General features: G+C 63.4%; 22 protein-coding genes. 4 read left to right on the top strand and 18 right to left on the bottom strand.

The features are described 5' to 3' along the window. The first annotated feature begins 257 nt into the window (after positions 1–257). The 3 genes from ACFSNN_RS07715 to ACFSNN_RS07705 all read left to right on the top strand — a co-directional run bounded on the left by ACFSNN_RS07715 (position 258) and on the right by ACFSNN_RS07705 (position 4764). Complete coding sequence (locus tag ACFSNN_RS07715; RefSeq protein ID WP_134459281.1) at positions 258–668, top strand: DUF2946 domain-containing protein; 411 nt, start codon at positions 258–260, stop codon at positions 666–668. A gap of 82 nt (positions 669–750) precedes the next feature. Then, positions 751–3150, top strand: coding sequence for a TonB-dependent receptor (locus ACFSNN_RS07710; RefSeq protein ID WP_134459283.1), 2400 nt, complete (start codon positions 751–753; stop codon positions 3148–3150). Between the two features lie 75 nt (positions 3151–3225). Beyond that, the gene (locus tag ACFSNN_RS07705; RefSeq protein WP_134459285.1) at positions 3226–4764 is read left to right on the top strand and encodes a PepSY-associated TM helix domain-containing protein; all 1539 of its coding nucleotides are present in this window, start codon (positions 3226–3228) and stop codon (positions 4762–4764) included. Positions 4765–4829: 65 nt separating this feature from the next. Here ACFSNN_RS07705 and ACFSNN_RS07700 read toward each other — a convergent pair whose 3' ends face one another. The 14 genes from ACFSNN_RS07700 to ACFSNN_RS07635 all read right to left on the bottom strand — a co-directional run bounded on the left by ACFSNN_RS07700 (position 4830) and on the right by ACFSNN_RS07635 (position 17646). Then, positions 4830–5543, bottom strand: a complete 714-nt coding sequence (locus tag ACFSNN_RS07700; RefSeq protein WP_134459287.1) for a methyltransferase family protein — start codon at positions 5541–5543, stop codon at positions 4830–4832. Between the two features lie 7 nt (positions 5544–5550). Beyond that, positions 5551–6879 (bottom strand): VWA domain-containing protein, encoded by a 1329-nt coding sequence (locus tag ACFSNN_RS07695; protein ID WP_244322869.1) that lies wholly within the window; start codon positions 6877–6879, stop codon positions 5551–5553. A 73-nt stretch (positions 6880–6952) separates the two neighbouring features. Beyond that, positions 6953–7582 carry a TadE/TadG family type IV pilus assembly protein gene (locus ACFSNN_RS07690; protein WP_134459291.1) on the bottom strand — a complete coding sequence of 210 codons (630 nt, stop codon included), beginning with the start codon at positions 7580–7582 and terminating at the stop codon, positions 6953–6955. Between the two features lies 1 nt (position 7583). After that, complete coding sequence (locus tag ACFSNN_RS07685) at positions 7584–8114, bottom strand: TadE/TadG family type IV pilus assembly protein (RefSeq protein ID WP_134459293.1); 531 nt, start codon at positions 8112–8114, stop codon at positions 7584–7586. Further along, a complete protein-coding gene (locus ACFSNN_RS07680) occupies positions 8111–8986 on the bottom strand; it encodes a sterol desaturase family protein (RefSeq protein ID WP_134459295.1) in 876 nt (291 codons plus the stop codon). Before ACFSNN_RS07680 ends, ACFSNN_RS07685 begins: the two co-directional genes overlap by 4 nt. A 26-nt stretch (positions 8987–9012) precedes the next feature. Continuing rightward, the gene (locus ACFSNN_RS07675; RefSeq protein WP_134459297.1) at positions 9013–9969 is read right to left on the bottom strand and encodes a type II secretion system F family protein; all 957 of its coding nucleotides are present in this window, start codon (positions 9967–9969) and stop codon (positions 9013–9015) included. 44 nt (positions 9970–10013) lie between these two features. After that, a complete protein-coding gene (locus ACFSNN_RS07670; protein ID WP_134459299.1) occupies positions 10014–10991 on the bottom strand; it encodes a type II secretion system F family protein in 978 nt (325 codons plus the stop codon). Positions 10992–11018: 27 nt separating this feature from the next. After that, positions 11019–12401 (bottom strand): CpaF family protein, encoded by a 1383-nt coding sequence (locus tag ACFSNN_RS07665; RefSeq protein WP_134459301.1) that lies wholly within the window; start codon positions 12399–12401, stop codon positions 11019–11021. Positions 12402–12466: 65 nt separating this feature from the next. Beyond that, positions 12467–13669 (bottom strand): AAA family ATPase, encoded by a 1203-nt coding sequence (locus tag ACFSNN_RS07660; protein ID WP_134459303.1) that lies wholly within the window; start codon positions 13667–13669, stop codon positions 12467–12469. Positions 13670–13715: 46 nt separating this feature from the next. Next, positions 13716–14009, bottom strand: a complete 294-nt coding sequence (locus ACFSNN_RS07655) for a hypothetical protein (RefSeq protein ID WP_134459305.1) — start codon at positions 14007–14009, stop codon at positions 13716–13718. 24 nt (positions 14010–14033) lie between these two features. Beyond that, positions 14034–15833, bottom strand: a complete 1800-nt coding sequence (locus tag ACFSNN_RS07650; protein WP_134459307.1) for a type II and III secretion system protein family protein — start codon at positions 15831–15833, stop codon at positions 14034–14036. A gap of 87 nt (positions 15834–15920) precedes the next feature. After that, positions 15921–16754, bottom strand: a complete 834-nt coding sequence (cpaB, locus tag ACFSNN_RS07645; protein WP_134459309.1) for a Flp pilus assembly protein CpaB — start codon at positions 16752–16754, stop codon at positions 15921–15923. Positions 16755–16791: 37 nt separating this feature from the next. Continuing rightward, positions 16792–17328, bottom strand: coding sequence for an A24 family peptidase (locus ACFSNN_RS07640; RefSeq protein WP_134459311.1), 537 nt, complete (start codon positions 17326–17328; stop codon positions 16792–16794). Positions 17329–17469: 141 nt separating this feature from the next. Beyond that, positions 17470–17646: a Flp family type IVb pilin gene (locus tag ACFSNN_RS07635; protein WP_134133970.1), complete on the bottom strand. Its 177-nt coding sequence runs from the start codon at positions 17644–17646 to the stop codon at positions 17470–17472. Positions 17647–18629: 983 nt separating this feature from the next. Here ACFSNN_RS07635 and ACFSNN_RS07630 point away from each other — a divergent pair. Next, complete coding sequence (locus ACFSNN_RS07630) at positions 18630–19853, top strand: metallophosphoesterase (RefSeq protein WP_134459313.1); 1224 nt, start codon at positions 18630–18632, stop codon at positions 19851–19853. Between the two features lie 58 nt (positions 19854–19911). Here the strand turns inward: ACFSNN_RS07630 and ACFSNN_RS07625 are convergent, their stop codons facing one another. The 4 genes from ACFSNN_RS07625 to ACFSNN_RS07610 form a co-directional block, all read right to left on the bottom strand. Beyond that, positions 19912–20799: an amidohydrolase family protein gene (locus tag ACFSNN_RS07625; RefSeq protein WP_208949606.1), complete on the bottom strand. Its 888-nt coding sequence runs from the start codon at positions 20797–20799 to the stop codon at positions 19912–19914. A 102-nt stretch (positions 20800–20901) separates the two neighbouring features. Then, positions 20902–21924, bottom strand: a complete 1023-nt coding sequence (locus tag ACFSNN_RS07620; RefSeq protein ID WP_166799312.1) for a substrate-binding domain-containing protein — start codon at positions 21922–21924, stop codon at positions 20902–20904. Between the two features lie 38 nt (positions 21925–21962). Beyond that, positions 21963–22958, bottom strand: coding sequence for an ABC transporter permease (locus tag ACFSNN_RS07615; RefSeq protein WP_134459317.1), 996 nt, complete (start codon positions 22956–22958; stop codon positions 21963–21965). Positions 22959–23033: 75 nt separating this feature from the next. After that, on the bottom strand, positions 23034–24578 hold the full coding sequence (locus tag ACFSNN_RS07610; RefSeq protein WP_134459319.1) for an ATP-binding cassette domain-containing protein: 1545 nt from the start codon (positions 24576–24578) through the stop codon (positions 23034–23036). Positions 24579–24639: the final 61 nt, after the last annotated feature.

The following is a 24639-nucleotide window of genomic DNA, read 5'->3' as shown; positions in this document are numbered from 1 at the left end:
GGAGTCGGCGACGATCCGGCCGGGTCGGTCGCATGCGCCGCGCACTGAACGGTACTTCGGCTGCGGGATCAGGCGTGCCAAGCCTCGGTGCGGCCGCGAAAGCGGAACATGTACCACGCAGCTTACGTGAATCGGCGCGCCTGTAACGCGGCGAAATGAGCGGGATTCGGCCTTCTAATCCCACGCTATAACGAGCATTACGAACAAAAAGACGGCGCGGCAATGTTAGAATCGCCCGCGTCTTTACACCCGACATCATGAATCCACGCTCTCGCAACCACCTGACCGCATGGCTTGGCCTGTTCGCCATGTGGCTCGTCGTGTTCGCGCCGGTCGTGAGTCAGATGTTGATGGCGAACCGCGCGCACGAGCCCATCGCCGCGCTGTGTTCGGTGTTGCAACCGCGCAATTTCAGCGTGGTCAGCACGGCGAGCGCGACCACGCAGGCCGCCCCGGCACCGGTCAATCTCAGCCACGACGACGCGTTCGGCGCGTGCGGCTACTGTCATCTGCTTCAACACCACGTCGCCATGCCGACGGTCGCCGCCGCCGAGCCGCCGGCCGCCCTCGCGCTTGCCGGCACCGCGCCGCCCACACTCTCCACCCGCTTCACGCCGCTCGGCGCCTTTCCGTCCGGCCGTCCCAGAGCTCCGCCCGTCGTTTCCTGATCGCCATCGGTCCTGATCGCGCATTCGTCGCACCCGTCGAGGGGGCACGCGATCGTCTGTTCCATGCATCGAGGAAACGTTCATGTTCAACTTCGCCTTGCGAAGGCTGCCCTTTTGCGCCCGCCGTGGCGCGCGCGGCGTCTCGCTTCAACCGCTGCCCCGGCCGTTCCTGTCCGGCTATCTGCCGGCCATCGTTCCCGCGTTTGTTCCTGCATTTGTTCCCGCGTTCGTCCCGGCCTTCATCGCTTCTTCCGCTCATGCGCAGAGCGCGAGCGCCGAAGCCGCGCTGCCCGCCATCAGCGTCAGCGCGAATGCCGCCGCGCCGCGCGCTGTCGATCCCAACCTGCCGGCCTCGGTCGAAACCGTCACCCGCGAGCAGTTCGACAACTGGAACGTCGTCAACACCGAAGACGTGCTGAAGTACATGCCGAACCTTGCGGTGCGCAAGCGCTTTATCGGCGATCTGAATTCGATCATCGCCGTGCGCGGCACCAGCAACACGCAAAGCGCGCGCGGTCTCGTCTACGCGGACGGTCTGCTGCTCAGTAATCTGCTCGGCAACAGCTACTCGTTTCCGCCGCGCTGGTCGATGGTGTTTCCCGACGAGATCCAGCAGGTCGATGTGATCTACGGACCGTTTTCCGCGCTTTATCCGGGCAATTCGCTCGGCGCGACCGTGCTCATCAGCACGCGCATGCCGAAACAGTTCGAAGCGAGCGCCGACGTCAAGGCTTTCACGCAGCACTTCAGCCTGTTCGGCGTGAACCAGAATTTCAACGGCAGCGAAGCGAGTGCGACACTCGGCAACCGCATCGGCAAATTCTCGTTTCTGCTCGGTGTGAATCACCTGGAAAACACCAGCCAGCCGCTGCAATTCGCCACGCTCGCCAAGTCCGGCACGCCCGCCAAAGCCGGTGACACGCCGGTCACCGGCGCGTACTTCTACAACAACCAGACCAACACACCGACAGCGGTGCTCGGCGTGAACGGCGAAGGCATCGAACACACGGTGCAGGACCAATTCAAGCTGAAGATGCAGTACGACTTCACGCCGACACTGCAGGCCGGCTTCACGCTCGGCTATTGGCATCAGACCTACAACAGCCAGACCTCGAGCTTTCTGCGCGATGCGAACGGCAATCCGGTCTACAGCGGCAAAGTCGCGATCGATGGCTACGAGTACACGATTCCCGCCGCCGCGCTCGCCCCGAGTCTCGGCCATAGCGAGAACTGGCTGTATGGCGTGTCGCTGAAAACGCGCAATGCCACCGGCTGGAACGGCGAAGCGATCGCTTCGTACTACGACGTCAGCAACAGCGTGGCGCGCACCGCGAGTTCCGGTGCGCCGGGCAACGGTCCGGGCACCGTGCTCTTCGGCGACGGCGCCGGCTGGAAAACGCTCGATCTGCGCAGCACCTACACGCCCGCGACGAATCAGGCCGGACTCGCGAATCACGCGCTGAGCTTCGGCTATCACTACGACAACTACTTCGTCGACAACGAAAGCTACAACACGCTGAACTGGCGCGACGGCGCGGCCACGTCGTTTGCCAACGCGTTTGCGGGCAAAACGCAAACCCAGGCGCTGTACGCGCAGGACGCCTGGCGCTTTTTGCCGCGCTGGAAGCTCGTCTACGGCGTGCGCTATGAAGACTGGCAGGCTTATGGCGGCTCGCAGTCGCTGGGCGGCACGACGCTGCCGTATAGCGACGTGAGCCAGCAGCACTTCTCGCCGAAAGCCTCCCTGTCGTTCGACGTCACCGACGATCTGATCCTGCGCGCGTCGATCGGCCGCGCCTATCGCTTTCCGACGGTTGGCGAGCTGTTTCAAGGGCAGATCAACGGCTCCGCGATCGTCAACAACAATCCGAACCTGAAGCCCGAAGACGATCTCTCGAAGGAACTGAGCGCCGAATGGGCGCACTGGAACGGCGTATTCCGCTTCTCGCTGTTTCAGGACGACGTGAAGAACACGATCTTCAGCCAGACCGATACGACCGTGATTCCGAACGTGACGAACTTCCAGAACATCGGCAAAGTCCGCTCGCGCGGCGTCGAAGCGAGCTACTCGGGACAGGATGTGCTGGTGCGCGGCCTGGATCTGCTGGCAAGCGTGGCCTACACGCAGTCGAAGATCATCGCCAACGCGCAGAACCCGGCCACGGTCGGCAAGTACTTCTACCGAATTCCGCTGTGGCGCGCGAATCTCGCCGCGACGTACCACTTCGACGAACGCGCCGCGCTCACGCTGGCCGCGCGCTATTCGGGCCGTCAGTACAACACGCTCACCAACGCGGACACGAATCCGGATGTGTTCGGCGGCACCAGTTCGTACACGGTGGCGGACGCGAAATTCAGCTACAAGCCGACCAGGCTGAGTGAAATCGGCATCGGCGTCGACAACCTGTTCGATGCCCGCTACTTCGTCTATCACCCGTATCCCGGCCGTACGTTCTACGTGGAAGCGAAGCTGCGCATGTGAGCGCGCTGAAACCAGGCGCTTACGCATCCACGTCGCTCGAACTGATCGATTCATCTTTGCTTCAGGAGGATTTTCATGTCCACCACCACTGGCGCCGACGCCCGGCGCGTCACGCCGGCGACCGCCGCTGTCCATCCAGGCTATCGCACGCTCTGGCGCTGGCATTTCTATGCGGGCCTCTTCGTGATGCCGTTTCTGGTCGTGCTGGCGATCACCGGCACGCTGTATTGCTTCCAGCCGCAAATCGAGCCGCTGCTTTATCCGGGGCGCCTGATCGTCACGCCGCAAGCGACGCCGAGACTGCCCGAAGAGGCGCTGCTGGCGAGAGCGCGCGCGGCCATGCCACCGACCGCGCACGCGCTGACCGCGGTTGTCGCGAACGCACCGGAGCGCAGCGCCGAATTCGTCTTCCGTCTCGCGGACGGCGATAGGCAGAGCGTCTATGTGAACCCCTATACCGGCGCGGTGCTGGGCACGCTAAGTGTCGAACGCCGCTTCATGCAAGTGGACCGGATGCTTCATCGCAAGCTGCTGCTCGGCAAACCCGGCGAGCTGCTGATGGAGCTGGCCGCATGCTGGACGCTCGTGATGATCGGCACCGGCGTCGCGTTATGGTGGCCGCGCGACAAAATCACGGCACGTGCGGCGCTGTTGCCGCGCTTTGCGCTGAAGGGACGTGCGCTGTGGAAGAACGTCCATGCCGTGATGGGCATCTGGCTCGCGCTCGGCGCGCTCGCGTTCGTGTTGACGGGACTGCCGTGGACGGGTTCGTGGGGCAAGCAATTCAAGGCGCTCGCGACCGCCGCGAATCTCGGTGCGCCACCGGGTTCGTGGGGCGCTCTGCCGTTGCGTTCCGCCATGCCGGCAAAGAACGGCGCGCAGCACTCCGCAACGGATACGCACGCGGACAACACGGCGCACGATGAGCACGCCGAACACAACGGCCACGGCGCCCATGCCGCCAAGATGGACTCGATGCCCGGCATGGTGATGGACGACCTGCCGCTGCCGCTCACGCCCTGGGCCGTCGGCAACACACGCGTGCCCGACTCCCGCTCGCCCTCCTCCGCCGATGAGGCAAGCGTCGCGCATCCGCTGCCGCTCGGACGCGTCGTCGCGCTGGTTGCCTCGCTCGGCGTGACGGACGGCTACAACATCGTGCTGCCTGCTTCCGCGACTGGCGTCTACACGGTCTCGTACTTTCCAGACGACCCGAAAAACCAGCGCACGCTGTACATCGATCAATACAGCGGTGCGATTCTGAAGGACATCCGCTATGCAGATTACGGTGCGGTGTCGAAGGCCGTGTCGTACGGCACGTCGCTGCATATGGGTCGTTATTTCGGCGTCGCCAACCAGATTCTCTGCGCCGCGATTTCTCTAGGGCTGGCGGCGATGGCCGTCACCGGCTGCGTGATGTGGTGGAAGCGGCGGCCGCAACGCGCGCTCGGGGCGCCGTCGCGCGAACGTGCCGCGCCGCCGATGCGCGGCTGGAAAATCGGCCTCGTCCTGCTCGGCATCGTGTTCCCGTTGATGGGCGCCACGCTGCTTGCGGTGTGGCTCGCGGATCGGGCGATCTTCGGCCGTGCCGCGCGACGGGCGGCGACGTTGTGACGGCGGCTGCCTGGCCGTTTGTGTGATTGCGGGGGAAGACGGGGCGTGGCTTGCCTGAAACACACCTAAAACAGGCCCGGAATCACGCGATAACGCACGCGGCCCTTGTAGTTGCGATAGCCTTCGTCCGCTGAGAGAAGCTGCTCCTCGCGTACGATGCGCCCCACCTGCAACGCGAACTGGCACCCGTAAACCAGCAGATTCTGCAGACCGAAGTTCACCAGCAGGAAGCCAATGTCGGTGATGAAGTAACCGAGGTACATCGGATGCCGAATGAAACGATAGGCACCGCGCGATACGACGCCGCGATTGGCGGGCAAGATGCCGAACGAGCGGCGCAGCGATGCTTTGGCGAACAGTTGCCAACAAATCCCCAGCAGTTGCAGCGCCGCGCCCACAGCCTCCGGCACAAGCTGCACGCCGGGCGCGAGACGCACGGCGAGGAAATAGTACGTGCCGCCCATTGCACACAAGAAAGCGAACGGCCGCCAGTCGCGTTTCATCGGCACCCGTGTGAAGAGCGACAAGCCCACCGTGAAGCACGCCGCCACCACCAGCAACAACAGCGTGATCCGCGAAGGCGCCGCGCGCCATTGCGTGATCGCGGCATAGGCGAACAGGCTCAGCATGGTCGCGGCGCCCGCGCGCGCCAGCACTTCCACGAACGCGTGGCGCAGACCGCCAACACTGCCGGGATCGGCAGGCGTGGTGCTCGACGCAGCAGCGTCTTGCGGGCTGGCCGTGAGTGGCAGGTCTTGCAAAAGTGTCGTCGGTGTCATGGCGTGCTCACTTGGAAATACGCAGGATTTGCGAAGCCAGTTGCGAAAAGCACGGCTTCAGATCGGCCGGTGTCGCGGCGTAGCAGTACACGCCGACCGGCTGTTTCGGGCTGTAGCAGCGCGCGGGTGAATCGGCGGTGTTGGCCATGCACTTGAGCACGTCCTGGCCGATTTCATTGTCCGGACCGGCGGGCTGCACCAGTTCGGGTCCGTACCCGAGCGTGAACACGTAAGTGCCTTCGGCGCGCGCCGCCGCGGCCATCGCTTCGAGCAGATTGCGCGACGCGCGGTTGACGTTCACATACGTGATGTCGCCGTTCGGCACGGCGCGCGGCGCGCTCACAGGCCAGATCGGGAAGACCTGTTCGTTCTTGTCGTGCGCGTTGTACCACTTCGGCATGGCCGTCACGAGCTTGGTCACGTTGCTCTGGTAGCACGGCGAACCGAGCGTCTGGTTGAGCGAATTCATGTCGTACAGCCCGGACATCGTGCCCGCGCTGTCCGGGCTCGCGATGGTGCCGGCGGTGTTATTGCAACCGCTCTGATTGGTCGTGAAGAACGAAGAGAAACTGTTTGGCGCGCCGTCGGAGAAGAACACGATCACCCGCAAGCTCGACGGCTGCGTGATTACCGTATTCAACTGATTGCGCGCGTTCCAGATCGCTTCGGCCGAATTGGTGCTGCCGTTGAACGAGTATTTTTTGATGTCGGCAGTCATCGTCGCGCGATCGAATCCGCGCGTATTGCCTTTGAACGGCACATCGACCACGGTGCCATAGGCGAAGTGCATCAGCGCCACGCGGTCGTTGGTGACATCGAAATTATTGAGGAAGGCCACCGCATTCGAGCGTACCGCGGCCGGCACGCCGGACGTATTCAGCGAGCCCGTGGTATCGATCACGAACGCCATATCCAGAGTCTTGCGAATCGCTTGCGAGGACGAGCTCACGTTCAGCACGTTGAATCCAAGTACTTTCGTGAAGGTAACCGGCACGCTCGCCTGCGCGGTCATGCCGATCGTCACCGTGCCGGCGTTGAACACGATCGACGGCGTACCCGCGCTTACGCTGGAGCCGAGAAAACCTGCCGGGTAGTTCGCCGAGAAAAAAGCCGTTGCCGCCTGCTGCGCGTTGTTGGTCTGCTCCGTCTGGTTGCTGCCGCGCGTGACGGCTTCGCCGGCCGCGATCACCGCGCCGTCGGTGGCGGCATCGAGGCGCGCCTTGATCATGTAGCCGAGACCGGAATCCACGGCGAGACCGAGGATGCCCAGCAACGCGATCAGCGACACCGCCACGATGATGCTGACCGATCCCCGCTGCCGCCTTCTTAATGCCACCGTTCTTTTCGGTATTGTTGTCATGCCTACCCCCGGTCCTGCATTTTTTTATTTGACCCGGCTATTCGCCGGGTCAGAACACCGTCATTGCGTAAAGATTCGGCGAGAGCGCGGGCGTCGTGAAGCCGCCGCCCAGATCCAGCGAACCGATGAGCGGCTTCTGCAAATAGAACGCCTCGACCGCGTACGCGATCTGCCCGTCGGAGAGCTTGCCTTGCAGAAGGTTCACCGCCGGCGACGATTTCCCCGCCGCCGGAATGCCGCTGCAACCGCCGGTCCCGTCCGTCGCCCAGCGCGTGCCGGCGTTGCCACAGTTCCATAGCTGGCTCGCCGGATAGTAGTTGCCGCCGGTCCAGCGATACTGCGCGACCACCACGCCCGTGCAATTGTTACCGCTGCTGTCGCAGTTGTTGTTGCCCATGATCTCGGTGATGTAGATCATGCCGTTCGCGGTCATGTTCAGCGGTGGCGTGGTCGACGTGAGCGAGGTCATGATGGTCTGCATCGGAAACGTGAGCGACGCGCGCGAGGACAGGCTCGCGCCCTCGCGGCTCACGTTGATCAGAATCATCTGCGCCTGAACGTTGCGCGCAATGTCGTACACCGGCAGCGCGAGTGCCACCAGCATCGGCAGCAACAACGCCATTTCCACACTGACAATGCCTTTGGACGCGCGGCGGCTTCGCAAGGAACGTGTGCGCATGTCAGAAGCCCTCGTTGCGCATCGTCGCCGCGACGCTGAAACTGAAATCGCCGTTGGCGAAGAACGGCTTGACCAGCGGCGTGAGAAGCGGCCAGATGCAGTTGATCTGCAGCACCACGATGTCGCCGGGATTGCCGAACATGCCGGTGCTGTAACTCGTCTGCGTGTTGTAGGTCTGGGTCGCGCCATTGATAGTGATCACGTAACTCGGCGAGACGAGCGAATAGAGACCCATCGAACTGTCCTTGATCTCCTGCACGACGGCCAGATAACGTTGCTGGTTGGTCGCGTTCGGGTCGAGGTTGGTCTGCCCCGTTACCGAATAACGCGCGCCTTCCCGCACCGCGTATTGCATGGTCAGATTGACCCACAACGCGACGCCGAGGTCCATGGCGATGCACAGCAGCAGAATCAGCAGCGGCGCGACCAACGCGAACTCGATCGTGGCCGCACCTCGCTGCTTGCGTGCGAGGCCGCGCCTGTTTGTGCGCGCTTCTGCGCGAGCGGCGGTGTGGCGGCGAGCGGCTTTCATTTCGTCTCCTTGTCCAGCACCGGCATCCGCACCGGTTTGGCGCTACGGAGCCCCGCGCCGCGTTCGGCGCGCAGGCGCAGCGGCCAGCAGAACGCTTCCAGCAGCGAACGTGGTTGCGTGCCGTCGTCGAGCCCCGTGGCCGGCCACTCTTCTCTGGCCGGCACCCACTGCGTGTCGAACAGGTGATCCCATAACGGCAGAAGTTGCGTGAAGTTATGGTCGAAATGCTCGGTGCGGTTCGAATGATGCAGGCGGTGATATTGCGGATTGTTGACCCAGGTAATGTATCGGCCGAGGTCCACGCGCAGATTCAGATGCGCGAAGTAATTGCCGAACATGAATACGACCGAAGTCAAACCGACAATCCACGGTTCGACCTTGAACAGCACGCCGACGAGCGGATACAGCAGACAGCCCTTGATGAGCGATTCGACCCAGTGGTGCCGCCACGTGACCGTGACATTGAACTCGACCGCGCTATGGTGCAGCGAATGCAGCTTCCACAGCACGGGCCACGTATGCTGCAGGCGGTGAAACGCATATTCGAGCACGTCGATTGTGAGCAGCACGATCACGAACGAGGCCAACGCGCCGAACCCGTGCGAGTTCAGGACCACCATGCCGCCGCCGAGCGCATTCACGATCGCGATGCTCGCCGCCGCCGTAAGCGGCCTCATCGCTTCCACCATCGCCAGATACATGCCCGCGTAGGCCACGTTGAAACGCTGCCCGGCACGCGATTGCAGCATCGCGGCCGGCCAGCGCCGTTCCAGCGCCGCGCCCGCGGCCATCATCACCAGGCCGAGCGCATATGCGCGCAGCCAGATGCTTGCATGATTCATCAGATCAGGAAACGGGCCGGATGCGAACATGTGATTCCCCAGTGAATGCCTGGCGTTCAACCGCCCGCGATGCCGTTGATGGCCGGGAACAGCTGGCGCATGACCTGGATCGCCGACGGACCGACCAGCACGGCCAGCAGCGTCGGAAAAATAAAAAACATCAGCGGAAACAGCAGCTTCAAGGCGATCTTCGCAGCCTGCTCTTCAGCGCGCAAGCGTCGTTTGGTGCGCAGGTTGTCGGTATAAACACGGAGCGAGTCGCCCACGCTGGTGCCGAAGCGGTCAGCCTGAATCAGCATCGCGGCCAGCGTGTCGATGTCTTCCACGCCGGTGCGCAGCGACAGGTTGCGCAATGCCTTGTCGCGGCCCGAGCCGGCACGCAGTTCCAGCAGCACCATGTCGAATTCGTCTTTTAGCGTGTGGCTCTTCACGCCGATTTCCTGGGTGACGCGCATCATCGCTGCATCGAGGCCGAGGCCCGCTTCCACGCACACGGTCATCAGATCGAGCGCGTCGGGCAAATCCTCGAACAGCTTGCGCTGACGGCTCTCGACGAGACGCGTCATCACCAGATTCGGCAGATAAAAGCCGAGCGCCGACGCGGCAAGCACCGTCAGCAGCAGATAGATGCGCTGACCGGCTTCGAAGGCATTGCCGAAAAAAATCAGTGCAAGAGCGGGCAGTGCGAGCGCGAGCACCGTCTTGGCAGCGAAATAGAGTGCCGGCGCGGATGCTGTGCGGATGCCCGCGTTCGCGAAGCGCAGACGCAGCGCCGATTTGTCCCAGTCGTCCTTCGGCAACGACAGTTTGGCAACCCGCTCGGACACCTTAGTGACCGTCTCGATCCAGTTCTTCTGCGTACCCGCCTCGGCCTCGCCGTCGATGCCCGGCTGCCCGAGTTCCTCGATGCGCCGCTGCACTGGATCGGGGCGCAGCAGCGACATCGCCTTCAGCGCCGCGCCGAACACGATCAGAAACATCACCCCCAGCAGCACGATCTGTTCTATTTTCATGGTCTGCGGGCCAGGCCCGCGCTCCTCGTGTCGAAAGCGGTGGTCTAGATATGGATGCGCACGACTTTGCGCATCCACAAGATGCCGAACAGCATCATCGTCATCGCCACGCCGGCGAGTTGCGCGCCGGCGGGGTCCGTCCAGAACACGCTGATGTAGCCGGGATTGAGCACCGACAGCAGCCCAAGAATGGCGAATGGCAACACGCCCAGCACCCACGCCGACAGGCGCCCTTCCGCCGACAGCACGCGCACCTTGCCGAGCAGCTTGAGCCGTTCGCGAATGATGCCGGCGATGGACCCGAGAATCTCCGCCAGATTGCCGCCCGCTTCGCGCTGGATCAGCACGGCGATCACAAAGTAGCGCAGATCGTCGACCGGTACGCGATTCACCATGTTCAGAAGCGCGTCGTTCATCGACACGCCGTAGTTGATCTCGTCGAACACCAGCGCGAATTCACCGCCGAGCGGATTGGGCAATTCTTCGCCAACCATGCCGAGCGCGGCCGGAAACGAATGGCCGGCGCGCAGCGCGCGGGCGATCAGGTCGGCCGCGTCGGGCAACTGGCGCTCGAGCTGCAGCACGCGTTTGGTGCGCTTGCGGCGAAGAATCAGGGTGGGCAGCAGGCCCGCCGCCACGGCGAACACGCCCATGACCGGCGCGGGCAATTGCAGCACAAACCCGCCCAAAGCGCCCAGCACCGCACACAGCAGCGTGTAGCTGACAAAGCGCGCCACCGACCAGGTCAACCCGGACTGCTGCAACTGCCGGTCGAGCGCATGCACGCGCGGCATGCGCAGCAGCAACTGCGTGACGAACGGCGACTCGCTCAGCATGCGCTGCTTGAGAATCGAAAGCTGTTGGCTGCTCACGTTGCCGCCGGCGGAGAGCGCGCGAATGCGCTCGTCCATGCGCTTGACGTCCTTGCCGTGATGGCTGCTCCAGAACAGATAGACGGCTTCGATGGCCAGCACCACCGCGAGAAACGCGAGCACCGCAAAGCCGATAAACGACGTGTTCATGTCCCTCTCCTCAAAGCGGTTGCGCGCTCATACTTCGAAACGCCGTGCCGGATCGAACATCTGGTCCGGCAGCACGATGCCGAAGCCCGCCAGCCGCTCGCAGAATTTCGGCCGCACCCCGCTCGCGCAGAAATAGCCTTTGATCGTGCCGTTCTCGTCGACACCGGTACGCTTGAACGTGAAGATCTCCTGCATGTTGATGATGTCGCCTTCCATGCCGGTGATTTCGGAGATGCTCATCAGCTTGCGGCGTCCGTCGGTGAGACGCGAAGCCTGCACCACGACCGTGATGGCCGACGCGATCTGCTGGCGGATCGCCTTGATCGGCATCGTCAGACCCGCCATGCCGACCATGTTCTCCAGCCGCGTGAGCGCGTCGCGCGGCGTGTTCGCGTGCAGCGTCGCCATCGAACCTTCGTGGCCGGTGTTCATGGCGTGCAGCATGTCGAGCGCTTCGGCGCCGCGCACTTCGCCCAGCACGATACGGTCGGGGCGCATCCGCAGCGCGTTCTTCACCAGCGAGCGCTGCGAGATTTCGCCCTTGCCTTCGATATTCGGCGGCCGCGTTTCGAGCCGCAGCACGTGTTGCTGACGCATCTGCAACTCGGCTGCGTCTTCGATCGTCACGACCCGCTCGCCCTCGGGAATGAACCCGGAAAGCAGATTGAGCAGCGTGGTCTTGCCGCTGCCCGTGCCGCCCGAAATCAGTACGTTCAGCTTCGACTTGATCAGCGCTTCGAGCAGTTGCGCCATCGCGGGCGTGAAGCTCTGGTTGTTCACCATGTCGGTGACGGTGAGCGGATTCACCGCGAAGCGGCGAATCGACACCAGCGGTCCGTCGATCGCCGAGGGCGGAATGATCGCGTTGACGCGCGAGCCGTCCGGCAGGCGCGCATCCACCATCGGCGTGGATTCGTCGATCCGGCGGCCCACGCGCGAGACGATGCGCTCGATGATCTTCATCAGATGCGCGTCGTCGTAGAAAGTCACGTCGGTGTGTTCGAGGCGCCCGCGCCGCTCTACATACACGTGCTGGGACGTGTTCACCAGAATGTCGGAGATGGTCGGGTCGTTGAGCAGCGGTTCGAGCGGGCCGAGGCCGACCATTTCGTCGTGCACGTCCTGAGCGAGACGGCGGCGCTCGAGTTCGTTCATCGGAATCTTGTCTTCGTCGACGATCCGTTCCACCAGTTGCGCCAGCTCGCGCTTGATCTGCTCGGGCGACAGCCGTTGCAGCTTGTCGAGCTCCACCCGGTCGATGATCGCCTGATGAATGTTCATCTTGAGCTGCTGATAGGCGCGCCGCGCCGCGAGGCTTTCAGTGGCCGCGCCGGCCGCGGCAGTTGCGGGACTGGCGCCGTCGAACGGCATCGTGCCGCTCTGGATCATCAACTGTTCGCGCAATGACATGGTGCTCTCCGCATTCTTTTCGATGACAAGCCGGCCTGAATGGCGTCAGGCGGCATGTCCAGATTTCAATGTCCGGGTTTCAGTTGCGGCGGCGAATTCGGCCGGCTCTGGAACAGACGCCCGAGCACGCTCTTACGCTGCGCGACCGGCAACGGCCACAGCAGCGCAGCCAGTTGCGAGATTCCCTGGGCGAGCGCGCCGCCCTTCGCGCCGGTCACGAGCGGCACGCCGTGATTCAGCGCCTCCGTGGCCTGCTTTTCGTCGCGCGGCAAGTGATGCGCGACTTTTGCGCCGAACGTTTCTTCGAGCGTCGCCAGGTTGATGCGGGCGTTCTTGTCGTACTGGTTGACGATCACTTTCACCTTGCTCGCCGGATAGCCGAGCTCCTTGAAAATGTCGAGCATGCGGCGGCCCGCGTGCAGGTACAGAATGTTCTGCCGCACCACCATGCAGATCGAGTCGCTGTGATCGAGCGCGTGGATCGCGAGCGGATTGATGTTCTGGCCGACGTCGATCAGCACCGCGTCGTATTGCTCGCGCACCAGCGTGAGAATCCGTTCGAGATGCGCGGCGCGCAGTTCGCCCGACTTGACCGGATCGCCCGCGCCGGCCAGTACGTCGAGATTCGCGTGCACATGCATCACGCAAGATTCGAAGAACGCGGCATCGAGCCGGTCGATCTGCGAGCACAGGTCCGCGAGCGTGGCGGGCGGCGCCTTGTCGGCGACCAGCAGACTCGCGTCGGCGAATTGCTGGTTGAGGTCGATCAGCAGCACGCGCTTGTCGCGCAAGGCGGCCAATGCATAGGCGAGATTCACGGCGATCAGTGTCGTGCCGCTGCCGCCCTTGCAGGAGGTGAACGACACCACACGGCCGTCGCGGCGCGTGCCGCCGTGTTTCTTTGCCGAGACGTGAGCGAGCGCGTCGGCGATCTCGGCGTCGTTCAGCGGCCAGGAGAGCACATGCCGCACGCCGACCCGCATCGCCGCCATCAGCAGCGCTGTGGACGGCGCCGGAGTGACCAGCATGCAATGCAGGTTCGGCAGATGCGACAACACCTCCTCGATGCCGCCCAGGTCGCGCGGCGCCAGCTCGGCGTCGTCGACGATCAGCAGGTCGGCGCTCCTGATCGCCGCGGCGTGCACGCGCAATTGCTTTGCCGTACCGTGCAGCGTACGCAGACGAAACGCAATGCCGCTTGCTTCGAGACGCGCCGCGATGTGCGGCGCGCGCTCGGCGCTGGACGAAACGAGAAGGGTGTCGATCATGGTAAGTCTCCGCTGGCTCTGCCGCGAGCCGCCTGGTTGTGCCGCTTCAGTACGAAGGCGATGAGCCGACGCCGATCGTCAAGGAATTGGTGGGCGGGGGCGGCGCCGTGAAGGATTTGGCGTAGCTCTTCTGTGCGGCGGCGGCGGCCGTCCCGTCGATACCCGCGACCGGATCGGTGTTGGCCGAGGCGTTCGGATTGAGTGTCTGCATTTCCTTGATCTGGTTGACCGAGTCGCCGAACGTCGCGTCCCAGTGCGGCGTCGAGCTCAGGCAGCCGGCGAGCGCGGCGCTCAAGCCGGCGCACAGCGCCGTGCGGATCAGTGTCTTGGTGCTTGTCATGTCGATCTCCGGTAGGCCGCGCATTTACTGCGCGGCATTTGAGGCGCTGGTTTCCGGCGTGGCCGGAATCACGGCCACGGACGCAGCCGCGCTCGGAGCAGGTGCGGGGGCCGGCGCAGGCGCAGGCGCGGGTGCAGCGGCGGGCACCGAAGCCCCCGCAGCCGGCGCGGCGCGCTTCTCGCCTTCCATGTGGCCGGTCAGGTAGACGTTCGCTTCGCTGGCATCGCCGAAGTGGTCGGTCGGCAGCGGATAGTGCTGCGGCAGTGGCTTGGCGAGACGCGGCGTCACGACGAACACCAGTTCGGTCTTGTCCTGTTCGTAGCTGGTGCTGCGGAACAGCGCGCCGAGCACGGGCAATTCGGCGGCGCCTGGCAAGCCCTTGATCGAGCCGGTCACGTTGCTTTTCAGCAGGCCGCCGATCGCGAAACTTTGACCGTCGAACACCTGCAGCGTCGTGGAGGCACGGCGCGTCGTGATCAGCGGCAGGATCGTCTGATTGTTCGAGTTGCCGGCGCTGACGACCACGCCGGTAGACGACAGCTCGGACACCTCCGGCGACACTTTCAGGTTGATGCGGCCACCTTCGAGCACGGTCGGCGTGAAGGTCAGGCCGACACCGTACTGTTCTTCCTGCAGCACGATGGTCGTGCCGTTCGCGCCGTTGCTCTGCGGCACCGGAATATAGACCTTGCCGCCCGCGAGAAAACTCGCTTCCTGGCCGCTGATCGCCATCAGGTTCGGCTCGGCCAGAATCTTCACGAGCTGGTCGGTCTTTTGCGCATCGATAGCGGCCCTGAGCGGCGAATTGTTCGCTTTCGAAGCGGTCAGCGCGCTCAGCCCGCCCGACAGATAATCGGCCAGCAAGCCGAAGCTCCAGCTGCCGATGCCGCCGTTGATATTGGCCGCCACGCCGAGCTGGTCGATCAACGTCTTCGAGACTTCGGCGACCTTCACTTCGAGCATGACCTGCTGCGGCGCGGCCACATGCATCATGTTGATGATGCGTTCGCCGCCCGCGCCGCCGAGCGCCGGCGCCGGCACACCCATCGCGCGCGGCGCGGCGCCGACCGGCAACGGGCCGCTGCCCATCGGCGCAGCGCCTTGCAAGGCGGCGGTCGGACGGGCCACGAAGGCGCGCGCCAGTTCGAGCACGCGTTCGGCCTTGACCGCATCGGAGACCGTGCCGGTCAACACCAGCGTATCGGCGGCGGCCTTCACCTGAATGCCGGTTTCCTCGGGCATCAGCGCGGCGAGGGTTTGTTGCAGACCGGCCGGATCGGCGCCGACGCTCACGTCGATGATCGTGCAGGAGCCGCTGCGGCCCTGCACGATCATGTTGGTGGTGCCGACATCGGAGCCGAGCAGGTAGAGCGTTTGCGGCGACACGAGCATGGCCTGCACGACGGCCGGATTGCCGACGCTGCGGCTCTTCACCGGTTCGCGCACATCGACCATCGTGGATTTGCCGACCGGGATCGTCACCGAGCTATGTTCGGCGACCGGGCCGCTGCAGTTCGGGCCGCGAGCGCCCTGCAGCGCGCCGCCGGACGAAGCACCCGGGCCCATGCCGCTCGCGGCGATGGTCAGATGCACCGAACCGTTCGACGCCACCGTAAGCGGCACGTCCGGCAGTCCGGGCACACCCGCTGCGGCGTTTTGGCCGGCCGCTTGCGCCACCGGCAGCATCGTCAGATACAGGCCCAGCAGCACACACGTGCACGCTTCGGCGATCCGGGTGCGGCCCCGCGGCAGGCGCGAATTCGCTTCGCGCGGGCCGAGCGGGTGCCGCGGCGCGCTAGCGCGCTGAGTGGTTCTGATGTTCATGTCCTACCCCCGTTATGTGCCGCATTTTTTTGCGTGCCGCTTTGAATGTCAGTCACGCGTCGGTCACGGCTTGCAGGCTCGAGCCTGTCAAAAGCATTCCTGTCTTACGTCGGCGCCGTCGAGCACCCGTACGCAGTTGGCCGGCGCGTGCACCGCGACTTTGCGCACGATATGCACGGGCTTCGGTTCGGGCGCGGGCGCCACGGCGACCGGCGTTTGCAGCAGGCTGGCTTTGGTGGCGCCGGCGGTGTCGATCGCTTTCGGATCGATCTGGTTACGCAACACCAGCGACAGCGTGCCGATGCTGCGCGCAAGGTCGATCTTCTCGGCCTGTTCCGGCGACACTTCGAGCGTCACCGCGTCGACCACCTTCGGCTTGGTTTCGTCGCGGCCCACTTCCTGCGCGACGGCCAGCACGAGAATCTTTTCGAGCACGATCTTGGAGATGTTCTGATCGCGCTGGGTGCCAGGATCGCGGCCATCCTTCTGCGTGTTGACGATGATGTCGACGTAGTTGCCCGGCAGCGCGAAGCCCGCCACGCCAATCACGTCGTTCACGCGCACCGTGATCGCGCGCTTGCCTTCGCCGATCACGGCGGAGAGGCCGCCGAGCGTGCCGATCGGCGTGAGCTTCGCATCGAGAATCGGTTCGCCGCGCAGCAGGCTTTCCTTCAGCACGCGGCCGTCGAGTTTCTGGATGTCGGTGTACGAACCGGGTGGCACGCTATTGGACGGCCAGTCGGTGAGCTTGAGGTAGTCCGGGCCGATCCGTTGACCGAGATTGATGTCGGCCGCCGCCACCACGACTTTGGTCGTGGCGTTCGACGACTGCGAGACCATCCAGCGCGAGGCGAACACCACCGCGGTGAGGCCCGCAATCGTCGCGATCAGCAGCATCGTTACAGCGCGCGCGTTCTTCATTTTCAACCCCTGATTTTTTGTCCCGCTCCGGCACGCGTCACACGCTGGCGAACAACACGCATGCGCTGCCTATTGCTATCGCAATGCCGTAAGGCATGGTCCCGGTCGCACTGCTTTCTGCCACACTGCCCGGCCCGCGCAGCGCGCCGTTGCCCGGCGTCGCGCAGCTGATCACCAATGCCGCCACCCCGTTCAGTCCGGCGCGCATCTGGCGACGCCGCAGCCATATTGCGAGCGACCCGATTGCGCCGATTACACAGGTTGCCAAACCGATTTCGAGCGCGCCGTAAGCGCCGCAGAAGGCGCCGATTGCCGCCATCAGCTTCACGTCGCCCGCGCCCAGCAGCCGCATCGCGTAGCCCGGCAGAAAGATCGCGCCACCCGCGAGCATGCCGCCCAGCCACATCGCCGTTCCGTCGACGACGCCTTGCGTGAACCACTGCACCGGCATCGCCACGATCAATCCCGTCGCGACCAGCCAGTTAGGAATCCGGCGCGTTTGCATGTCCCATAGTGCGGAGATGAGCACTAGCGTCATCACGCACGGTCCAACCGGAAAAGGAACCCCGTTCATTGCCTGCTCCGTTTCGAGGATCGAATTGCCCTTCTTTAGTGGAGTCGTTTCTTTCAAGCGCTGGGCCGTCGCTACCCTGTCCCGAAGGACCGTCGAGGCAGGGCGCGCGATCGGCTTTTGCACCTGATGCCGCGCGGTGCGTCAGGCCGCGGCGGTGGCGAGCTTGTTCGAAATGGTCGTGAACACGGCTTTCAGGTTCGTGCCCATCGTCGTCACCGTTGCAATGATCGCCACTGCGATCAGGCCGGCCAGCAGGCCGTATTCGATCGCTGCCACACCGTCTTCTTCGCGCAAAAACTTCTTGATCGTGTTCTTCATGCTAACCCCCGTAGAGTGAAAGTTGACTTCGGTTTAGTGCCGTCTGCGGCCGCCTGAAAAACAGGTCTGCCGAAGCGGCGTTCATGCCCGTCACAAGGACGGAAAAAAGGGGCGAGGCCAGCGCCTTACTTCGTCACGATCACGCGAGGCTGATACCCCGTATCCATCGCCGTGTCGTTGTTTCTCGACAACCGTTTTTCGTTGGCCCCGCCGCACCCCGTAAAACGCGTGGACTTCCCCGAACGCGATTTACGAAGACTGTTGTTGCTGCCGGACATTGCTTGCTGCTTTCCGTCTGCAACATGTTTTTCGCTTTGTGACTCTCTATTTGCAACGGCTATGCCAACAGGCCTCAAAGCCTTGCTGGGCAACGATCGGCGCTCCGGAGAAGGATGCGGGAAGGAATTCACAACACGCGATGGCTCGGATTTGAGACATCGAAAAACGCCGCAGTGGCGTCCGCCTGGCATGCTTCACGCGTTATTTCCGCGGGGCGGAAAACCGTAGGACCATTGGCTGGCAATGGTTCGACAAATATCCCGGTCAAATTTGCTGTGATTGCGCCTACAAAAGTAGGTTTTACTGGGCATGTCCGGGATGTTGCAAACCTGAGACTGACGGCGTGAGAGGGGTGCGTCGACGAGGCGGCTAAAAGCGATATCCGCACACTTCGCTATGTGGGGTAACGCGCATTGCGCGATTGACGGTGGCGCGCCCCATCGTTCTCGCGCTGGATGAAATACACGGGATAGATGCCGCGGCGAAAAATTTTGAGGTTGCCGCGAGCAATGCATCCGTTGCCCTCGGACGATGCGCTGCGCCTTGGCGGTAGCGCTTATCAGAGCGATCAGGAGTTTCGGCCGGCGCCGCAATTTCGCGAGCGCAACGATAAAACCACGGCCGACTGCGCGCGCCATTGCGACCTGGACGCGAAGAAGCCTGACGCGTCCGGTTTCGTTCAGCCCTGCGAGCCGGCCCAATAAATGGGCGCACGCACAACGGTGGTGGTGCACATCGCTGTGAACCGTGAATGCCTTGACGCGCCACATGTAACGGAGCGTAAAAGACCCTGCCGGCGCCACTCGACTAATGCGACGATGGCGCCGCTCCGCCCGCACGCAACCAAGGCCGCGCTCGTTCCGAAGCTCGATCGGAACGATGGGAACGCCATGCGGGTTCCAACACCTCGTTACAAATCGACACTGAAGGCACTCGATTGGCGGTCAACACTAGGTGACGCGCGGCGACACTGCGCGCGCAAAGCCCAACCAAAGAGGACACGTTCGAGGTCGAAACCGTCCGGGCTTTACGCAGCAACCGTTCAGAAGTCTTTGGTCGTTTCACGTCAACCTCATTGCGGTGAAAACATGCAGCAGACTTTCATACCCGTGCGACGCTTCAAAAAGAACACGGCCGGTCGCGACTTTGTCGTAGGCGATCTGCACGGCTGTTTTAGCCGGCTTGGAAAAGAACTGGAATTGCGCCGCTACGACCCGTCGCGCGACAGACTGTTTGCGGTCGGCGACCTGGTGGATCGGGGCGTTGAATCGCCTGCAGTGCTCGAATTCGTGGATCGATACCGCATTCAATCGGTGCGCGGCAATCACGAGGACACGATCGTGCGCTGGCATCGCCACGGCGGAAAAAACGCGTCGATCCGATCCAACGGCGGAGAGTGGCTGTTTGATATGGCGTACGACGAAGCGGCGCTGCACGACATCGTGACGTATATGGCGGCCTTGCCCTACGCCATCGAAATCGAAACGGACGAAGGTCTGGTCGGAATCGTGCATGCCAACGTGCCCATGCAATCGTGGCCGAAGATGGTTCAGGCGCTCGAACAGGAGGACCGCAACGGGCCGGTGCGCCGCAAGGTGATCTGGGATCGCTCGCGCTGGATCCCGGGCAAGGCCGCAGGTTTTGTTTCGATGCGGCGGGCCTTCGCGCAACTGTGCCAACGGTTCGCGTCAGGATGGCGAGACCCGGGCAGCCGCATCGACGGCGTGGCTGCGGTGATCGTCGGGCACACGCCGGTGCGGGAGCCGAAGGTTCGCGGCAACGTCATCAATGTCGATACGGGACTCGTGTACGGCGGAGCGCTGACGCTGCTGCGTCTGGACGAGATACCCAACCTGCTCAACCGCGCGGCGCGCGAACAACCGGCGTTCGGCCGCTCGGAAGGATATCCGGCGGGCTCGGGCGTGTGATGACGGGGTGAAGAGGCGCTGCGCACCTCTGGTCCCCCTGCGAGAGCGGCCACCGCCATCACAGCCTGTACACCCGCTCCGCGTTGTCATGAAACAGCGCAGCCCGCTCACCCGCCGAAAACTCCCGCGTAATCTCCTTGAACGCGTTGAACACATCGTCATAGCTGCTGAACAGTTTGTCGACCGGGAAGTTGCTCGCGAACATGCAGCGCTCCACGCCGAATGCTTCGATTGCGTGCAGGACGAACGGGCGGATACTGTCCACCGTCCACTTCCAGTCGCCCATACCCAGACCGGAGATCTTGCAGAAGACGTTGTCCGCCGAAGCGAGCAAGCTCATGCTCCTTTTCCATGCTTCGATCTCTTCGGGCTTGCGGTCGACGGGCATGCCGGTGTGGTTGAGCACCATCAGCGTATCGGGAAAGTCGCGCGCCAGCGCGAGCGCTTCTTCCATCTGCGTGTAATAGAGTTGTAGATCGAACGACAAGTCGTGGTCCTTGAGCAGCGCATAGCCGCGCCGCCATTGCGGATCGCTCATTAAATGCGGACTGTCGATAAACGTCTTCACCGGATCGCGGTGGAAATTCAGGCATTGGCGAATGCCCCGCACGTTCTTGTACTGGCAGTGCTCTTCGATCACAGCCTGTGCATTCGGCGAAGACAGATCGGCAAAACCCACAATCCCGTGCGGATAGCCGTGCTCGTCGGCAACACTCTGAAGCCATCGCGTCTCGGCCACCGGATCGTTGTGATCGTATTCGACCTGCAGATGAACCGTCTTGACCACATTCTGATTCTTGATGTCGGCAAGAAAGTCGTCGATCAGATAGTCCTTGCGAATGGCCGAATAGTCACCGAACACGCGATCGAGCATCGGCCCCTGCAGCCACGGATAGTTGCCGGTCTTCAGATCGTACAGGTGATGATGCGGGTCGATGATAGGCAGATTGTCCACAGTGCCTCCTTTAAATTTATACGACGCGCGGCGCCGCTCGCGAAAAAACGCAACGCGACGAGCGGCCCGCGCAATCAGCTCAACGCCGGTTCCTCAGTACTTGCCCGCTGACGGCGGATAGACACGCTTCACGGTGGCCTGCGCATCCGGCTGATCGATCGTCTCCTTCGTCACGAGCGGTTCCTTGAGCGCGAGTTCCTGCGTGGTCGGCTTATGATTCAGCGCATTGAACACCTGGGTGGTCGCGTCGATGCCTTGCCCGACCGCCTCCTGCAAAAAGATGCCCTGGATCGCGCCGTCGCGCAGCAGCTTGATTGTCGTCGGGCTGCCGTCGGCCGTGACGACCGCCACCTTGCCGATCGCGCCACGCGTTTGCAGCGCCTTGGCGGCACCCGTCGCGGCTTCGTCGTACATGCCGTAGATGGCTTTGACGTCGGGGTGAGCGGTCAGCACGTCGTTGGCCTGCTGCACCGCTTCGTTGACCGTCAGTCCGTGCGTCTCGAGCACCTGCACGAGATCGCAGCCATCGGCCTTGAACGACTCCTGCGCGCCCTTCATGTACTTCTGCGCATTCTCGCGATCCTGCGGCAGGGACAGCATCGCCACCTTGTTGCTGCCGCGATCTTTCGCGAGCTTGCACACATACGTGCCTTGCGCCTTGCCCGTGTCGTAGTTATTCGCCGTCACGGCCGACGTATAGTCCGTCTGCCCCGCCTGCGGCCCGATCCCGGTGAAGGCGACCGGCACGGACTTCGACTTCAGAAGACGCAGCACGGGTGGCGTGCTGGTCGAACTGACCGGCCCGATGACGATCGCGTTGACACCGCGCGTCATGGCCGTGCGCACGTTGTCCATCTGCTTGGCCGGCGAGTTTTCCGAGGTGAATTCGACATAGTCCATGCCGAGTTCATGCGCCCGTTGCTTGACGCCATACGCGACCCACTGCCAGTACGAAATATCCAGCGACGGCGCGATATACGCGACCGTCTGCTTGTCCGCCGCCACCGCCATCTGCGAGGCGAAAGCCGCGGCGAGCGCGACGATCGACGCCATGGCGATCCGCGCTACCGGCTGCGTCGTATATGCGCCGGCCGACCTGAATGTGCGCTTGTTCATGATGTGTCTCCTTCCTGATAGTTTTAGCGAACCCGCGCTCAGCGCCGGGCTTTGGTGACGCGGTCCACAAGAACCGCGATGAGAATGACGACACCGGTCACGGTGCCTTGCCAGAAACTGTTCACGCCGATCAGATTCGCGCCGTTCTGAATGATCGTGATCATCAGCGCCCCGAGCAGAGCGCCGATGGCCGAACCGGTCCCGCCGAACAGGCTCGCGCCGCCGATCACCACGGCCGCGATAGCCTGCAGCATCAGGCTCGATCCCGCGGTGGCCTCGGCATTGCTGATGTACGACACGCTGACGATGCTCGCGAACGAAGCCAGCAAGCCCGAAAGCAGATACGCGCCGAGCCGCACGCGATTGACAGGAATCCCGATCACGCGTGCCGACGAACTGCTGCTGCCGATCGCATACAGCCAGCGGCCCGCCACCACCTTGCGCAAACAGAATTCGATCGCGACGAGCAGCAGCACGCACCACAGCGCATAGTTCGGCAGGCCGGGAATCAGCGTTCCGGAATCGAGCAGCCAGTAGTCGGGATTGGAGATCGGCAGCGAATGGCCGTCGGTCACGATGAACGAGAGGCTGCCCGCAATCGCATACGTGCTGAGCGTCACGACGAAGGGCGCGAGTCCGACGAACGTCACGAGCGCACCATTGAGCGCGCCGATTCCGACGCCGACCGCCAGTCCGGCGACACTGCTCGCCACCGCGCCGTAGCCGTGCGCCATGGCAAGGCCGGTGACCATGCCCGTCAACGAAAACACCGAACCGACCGACAGATCGATGCCGCCGGTAATGATCACGAGTAACACGCCGAACGCCATGATGACGAGCGGCGCGGCCGCCTGCGTCACGTTGGAAATATTGCCACCCGACAGCGCCGCCGGCACGATCATGCCGACCGCGAATTCGATCACGATGATCGCAATGGCAATCGCGATTTCAGTGCGGTATGCCGAAAGCAAACGGCGTCCCGCGCCGCTGCGTTTCGGCTGCGCCTCCGCGATCGGATGAGTGGCTGATTTCATGACTGTCTCCAGATTGATGATGTTTTGGCGCGACGCGACGCGGCGAGATGTTGCGAGATGCGGTGCTTACCGACGTTAGGCGGCCATGCCCGTAGCGGCGGCGAGTTGGGTTTCGTTGACATCGGCGTGGCGCAAGACTTCGGTCGGTTTGCCGTCCAGATCGAACGCGAGCACGGTGTCGCACAACTCGACCAGCTCGATGTATTCGGTGGACCACCAGACGATCGTCGTGCCCTGCTGCGCCATCTTGCGAATCAGCGCGTAGATTTCGCGCTTCGTGCGGATGTCCACACCGCGGGTCGGCTCTTCGAGCACCAGGAGCCTTGGCCGCAGCAATAGCCAGCGGGCAATCAGCAGTTTTTGCTGCGTGCCTCCGCTCAGTGTGGCCGGCAAGTCCCACAGCGAGCCGGCGCGAATCTTCAGGGCGTCGAGCAGCCGCGTGCTCTGCTCGATCTCTTCGCGCTTCACGACACTGCGCCGGTTGACGACGCGTGCTGCCGCGACGAGGTTATCGACGATCGGCAGCGTGGCGAGCACGCCCTTGTTCGAGCGGTCGCCCGAGACGAAGCCGACGCCGTCGCGCGCGCCGGCCGACGGATGCGAATAGCTGACATTAGCACCGTCGCGCGTTATGGCCCACGAACCGGCGGGCGCGATACCGGTCAGCGCATCGATCAGCGAAGACGGGCCGACCGGCGCGCCCGCGAGACCGACGATCGCGCCGGCCGGCACCTCGATCGCCACGCCGTCGCGTTCGATCCGCAATGCGCCTGCGTGGATGCGAGCGCCGCGCTCACCGATGTCCTGCTCCCCTGTCGGGTTCGCCTGCCCCAGTTCCGCCGATTCCGCGACGCGTGCCGCCGCTTCATCTACAACGATGCTCTGCCCCATGCATTCGATAATCTCGCGGTCCGTGATCGCATCGAGCGCGACGCGATCGACGGCCGTCTTGCCGTCGCGAATGATCGTGCAGACATCGGCGATCTGGCGAATCTCGCGCATGCGGTGCGAAACGAACAGCACCGCAAGTCCCGTATCGGCGATGAGGCGCCGCAGCACCGCGAAGAGCCGGATGGTTTCCGCAGCGGTCAGATTCGCGGTCGGTTCGTCGAGCAACAACAGCTTCGCGCCCGAACCGAGCGCGCGAGCGATCTCCACCAGCTGGCGCTCGTGCAAGGTCAGATCGCCGACCAGCCGTCCCGACGATTCACGCGCGAACTGCGGATCGATCAGCGACAATGCTTCGACCGCGATTTCCATCGACGCGCGCTCGCTATATTTCGCCGCGCCGCGCCGCAGCCGCGGCATTGCGATGTTCTCGGCCACGGACAGATGCGGCAGCAGCGCGAGTTCCTGATTGACGACCGCGATGGTGCCGGCGGCGACATGCCCGCCTACGGATGCACCAATCGCTTGCCCGTCGAATTCGAGCGTGCCGCCGTCGCGTTCGAACTGACCGGAGATGATCTTGATCAGCGTGGATTTGCCCGCGCCGTTGCCACCGAGGAAAGCGTGCACTTCACCGGGTGCGATCGAAATGTCGAAGCCCTTCAATACGCTCGTCGGTCCAAAGCTCTTGACGATTGCGCGCGCCGTCAACAAGTAAGGCTGCTCAGCCATGTCCTCTCTCCTTTCGCGTTTTCCGCGCACGGTGCATGTTTTGCGAGTGCGCAGCACGACG

It is taken from the genome of Paraburkholderia dipogonis, assembly GCF_042680985.1.
GTDB lineage: Bacteria > Pseudomonadota > Gammaproteobacteria > Burkholderiales > Burkholderiaceae > Paraburkholderia > Paraburkholderia phytofirmans.
This window is presented reverse-complemented; position numbering and strand designations above follow the sequence as displayed.

Bases quoted from the DNA above. Each gene is read 5' to 3' on its own strand.
- ACFSNN_RS07715 (WP_134459281.1), top strand. From the start codon at position 258: ATGAATCCACGCTCTCGCAACCACCTGACCGCATGGCTTGGCCTGTTC.
- ACFSNN_RS07710 (WP_134459283.1), top strand. From the start codon at position 751: ATGTTCAACTTCGCCTTGCGAAGGCTGCCCTTTTGCGCCCGCCGTGGC.
- ACFSNN_RS07705 (WP_134459285.1), top strand. From the start codon at position 3,226: ATGTCCACCACCACTGGCGCCGACGCCCGGCGCGTCACGCCGGCGACC.
- ACFSNN_RS07700 (WP_134459287.1), bottom strand. From the start codon at position 5,543: ATGACACCGACGACACTTTTGCAAGACCTGCCACTCACGGCCAGCCCG.
- ACFSNN_RS07690 (WP_134459291.1), bottom strand. From the start codon at position 7,582: ATGCGCACACGTTCCTTGCGAAGCCGCCGCGCGTCCAAAGGCATTGTC.
- ACFSNN_RS07685 (WP_134459293.1), bottom strand. From the start codon at position 8,114: ATGAAAGCCGCTCGCCGCCACACCGCCGCTCGCGCAGAAGCGCGCACA.
- ACFSNN_RS07680 (WP_134459295.1), bottom strand. From the start codon at position 8,986: ATGTTCGCATCCGGCCCGTTTCCTGATCTGATGAATCATGCAAGCATC.
- ACFSNN_RS07675 (WP_134459297.1), bottom strand. From the start codon at position 9,969: ATGAAAATAGAACAGATCGTGCTGCTGGGGGTGATGTTTCTGATCGTG.
- ACFSNN_RS07670 (WP_134459299.1), bottom strand. From the start codon at position 10,991: ATGAACACGTCGTTTATCGGCTTTGCGGTGCTCGCGTTTCTCGCGGTG.
- ACFSNN_RS07665 (WP_134459301.1), bottom strand. From the start codon at position 12,401: ATGTCATTGCGCGAACAGTTGATGATCCAGAGCGGCACGATGCCGTTC.
- ACFSNN_RS07660 (WP_134459303.1), bottom strand. From the start codon at position 13,669: ATGATCGACACCCTTCTCGTTTCGTCCAGCGCCGAGCGCGCGCCGCAC.
- ACFSNN_RS07655 (WP_134459305.1), bottom strand. From the start codon at position 14,009: ATGACAAGCACCAAGACACTGATCCGCACGGCGCTGTGCGCCGGCTTG.
- ACFSNN_RS07650 (WP_134459307.1), bottom strand. From the start codon at position 15,833: ATGAACATCAGAACCACTCAGCGCGCTAGCGCGCCGCGGCACCCGCTC.
- cpaB (WP_134459309.1), bottom strand. From the start codon at position 16,754: ATGAAGAACGCGCGCGCTGTAACGATGCTGCTGATCGCGACGATTGCG.
- ACFSNN_RS07640 (WP_134459311.1), bottom strand. From the start codon at position 17,328: ATGAACGGGGTTCCTTTTCCGGTTGGACCGTGCGTGATGACGCTAGTG.
- ACFSNN_RS07635 (WP_134133970.1), bottom strand. From the start codon at position 17,646: ATGAAGAACACGATCAAGAAGTTTTTGCGCGAAGAAGACGGTGTGGCA.
- ACFSNN_RS07630 (WP_134459313.1), top strand. From the start codon at position 18,630: ATGGGCGCACGCACAACGGTGGTGGTGCACATCGCTGTGAACCGTGAA.
- ACFSNN_RS07620 (WP_166799312.1), bottom strand. From the start codon at position 21,924: ATGAACAAGCGCACATTCAGGTCGGCCGGCGCATATACGACGCAGCCG.
- ACFSNN_RS07615 (WP_134459317.1), bottom strand. From the start codon at position 22,958: ATGAAATCAGCCACTCATCCGATCGCGGAGGCGCAGCCGAAACGCAGC.
- ACFSNN_RS07610 (WP_134459319.1), bottom strand. From the start codon at position 24,578: ATGGCTGAGCAGCCTTACTTGTTGACGGCGCGCGCAATCGTCAAGAGC.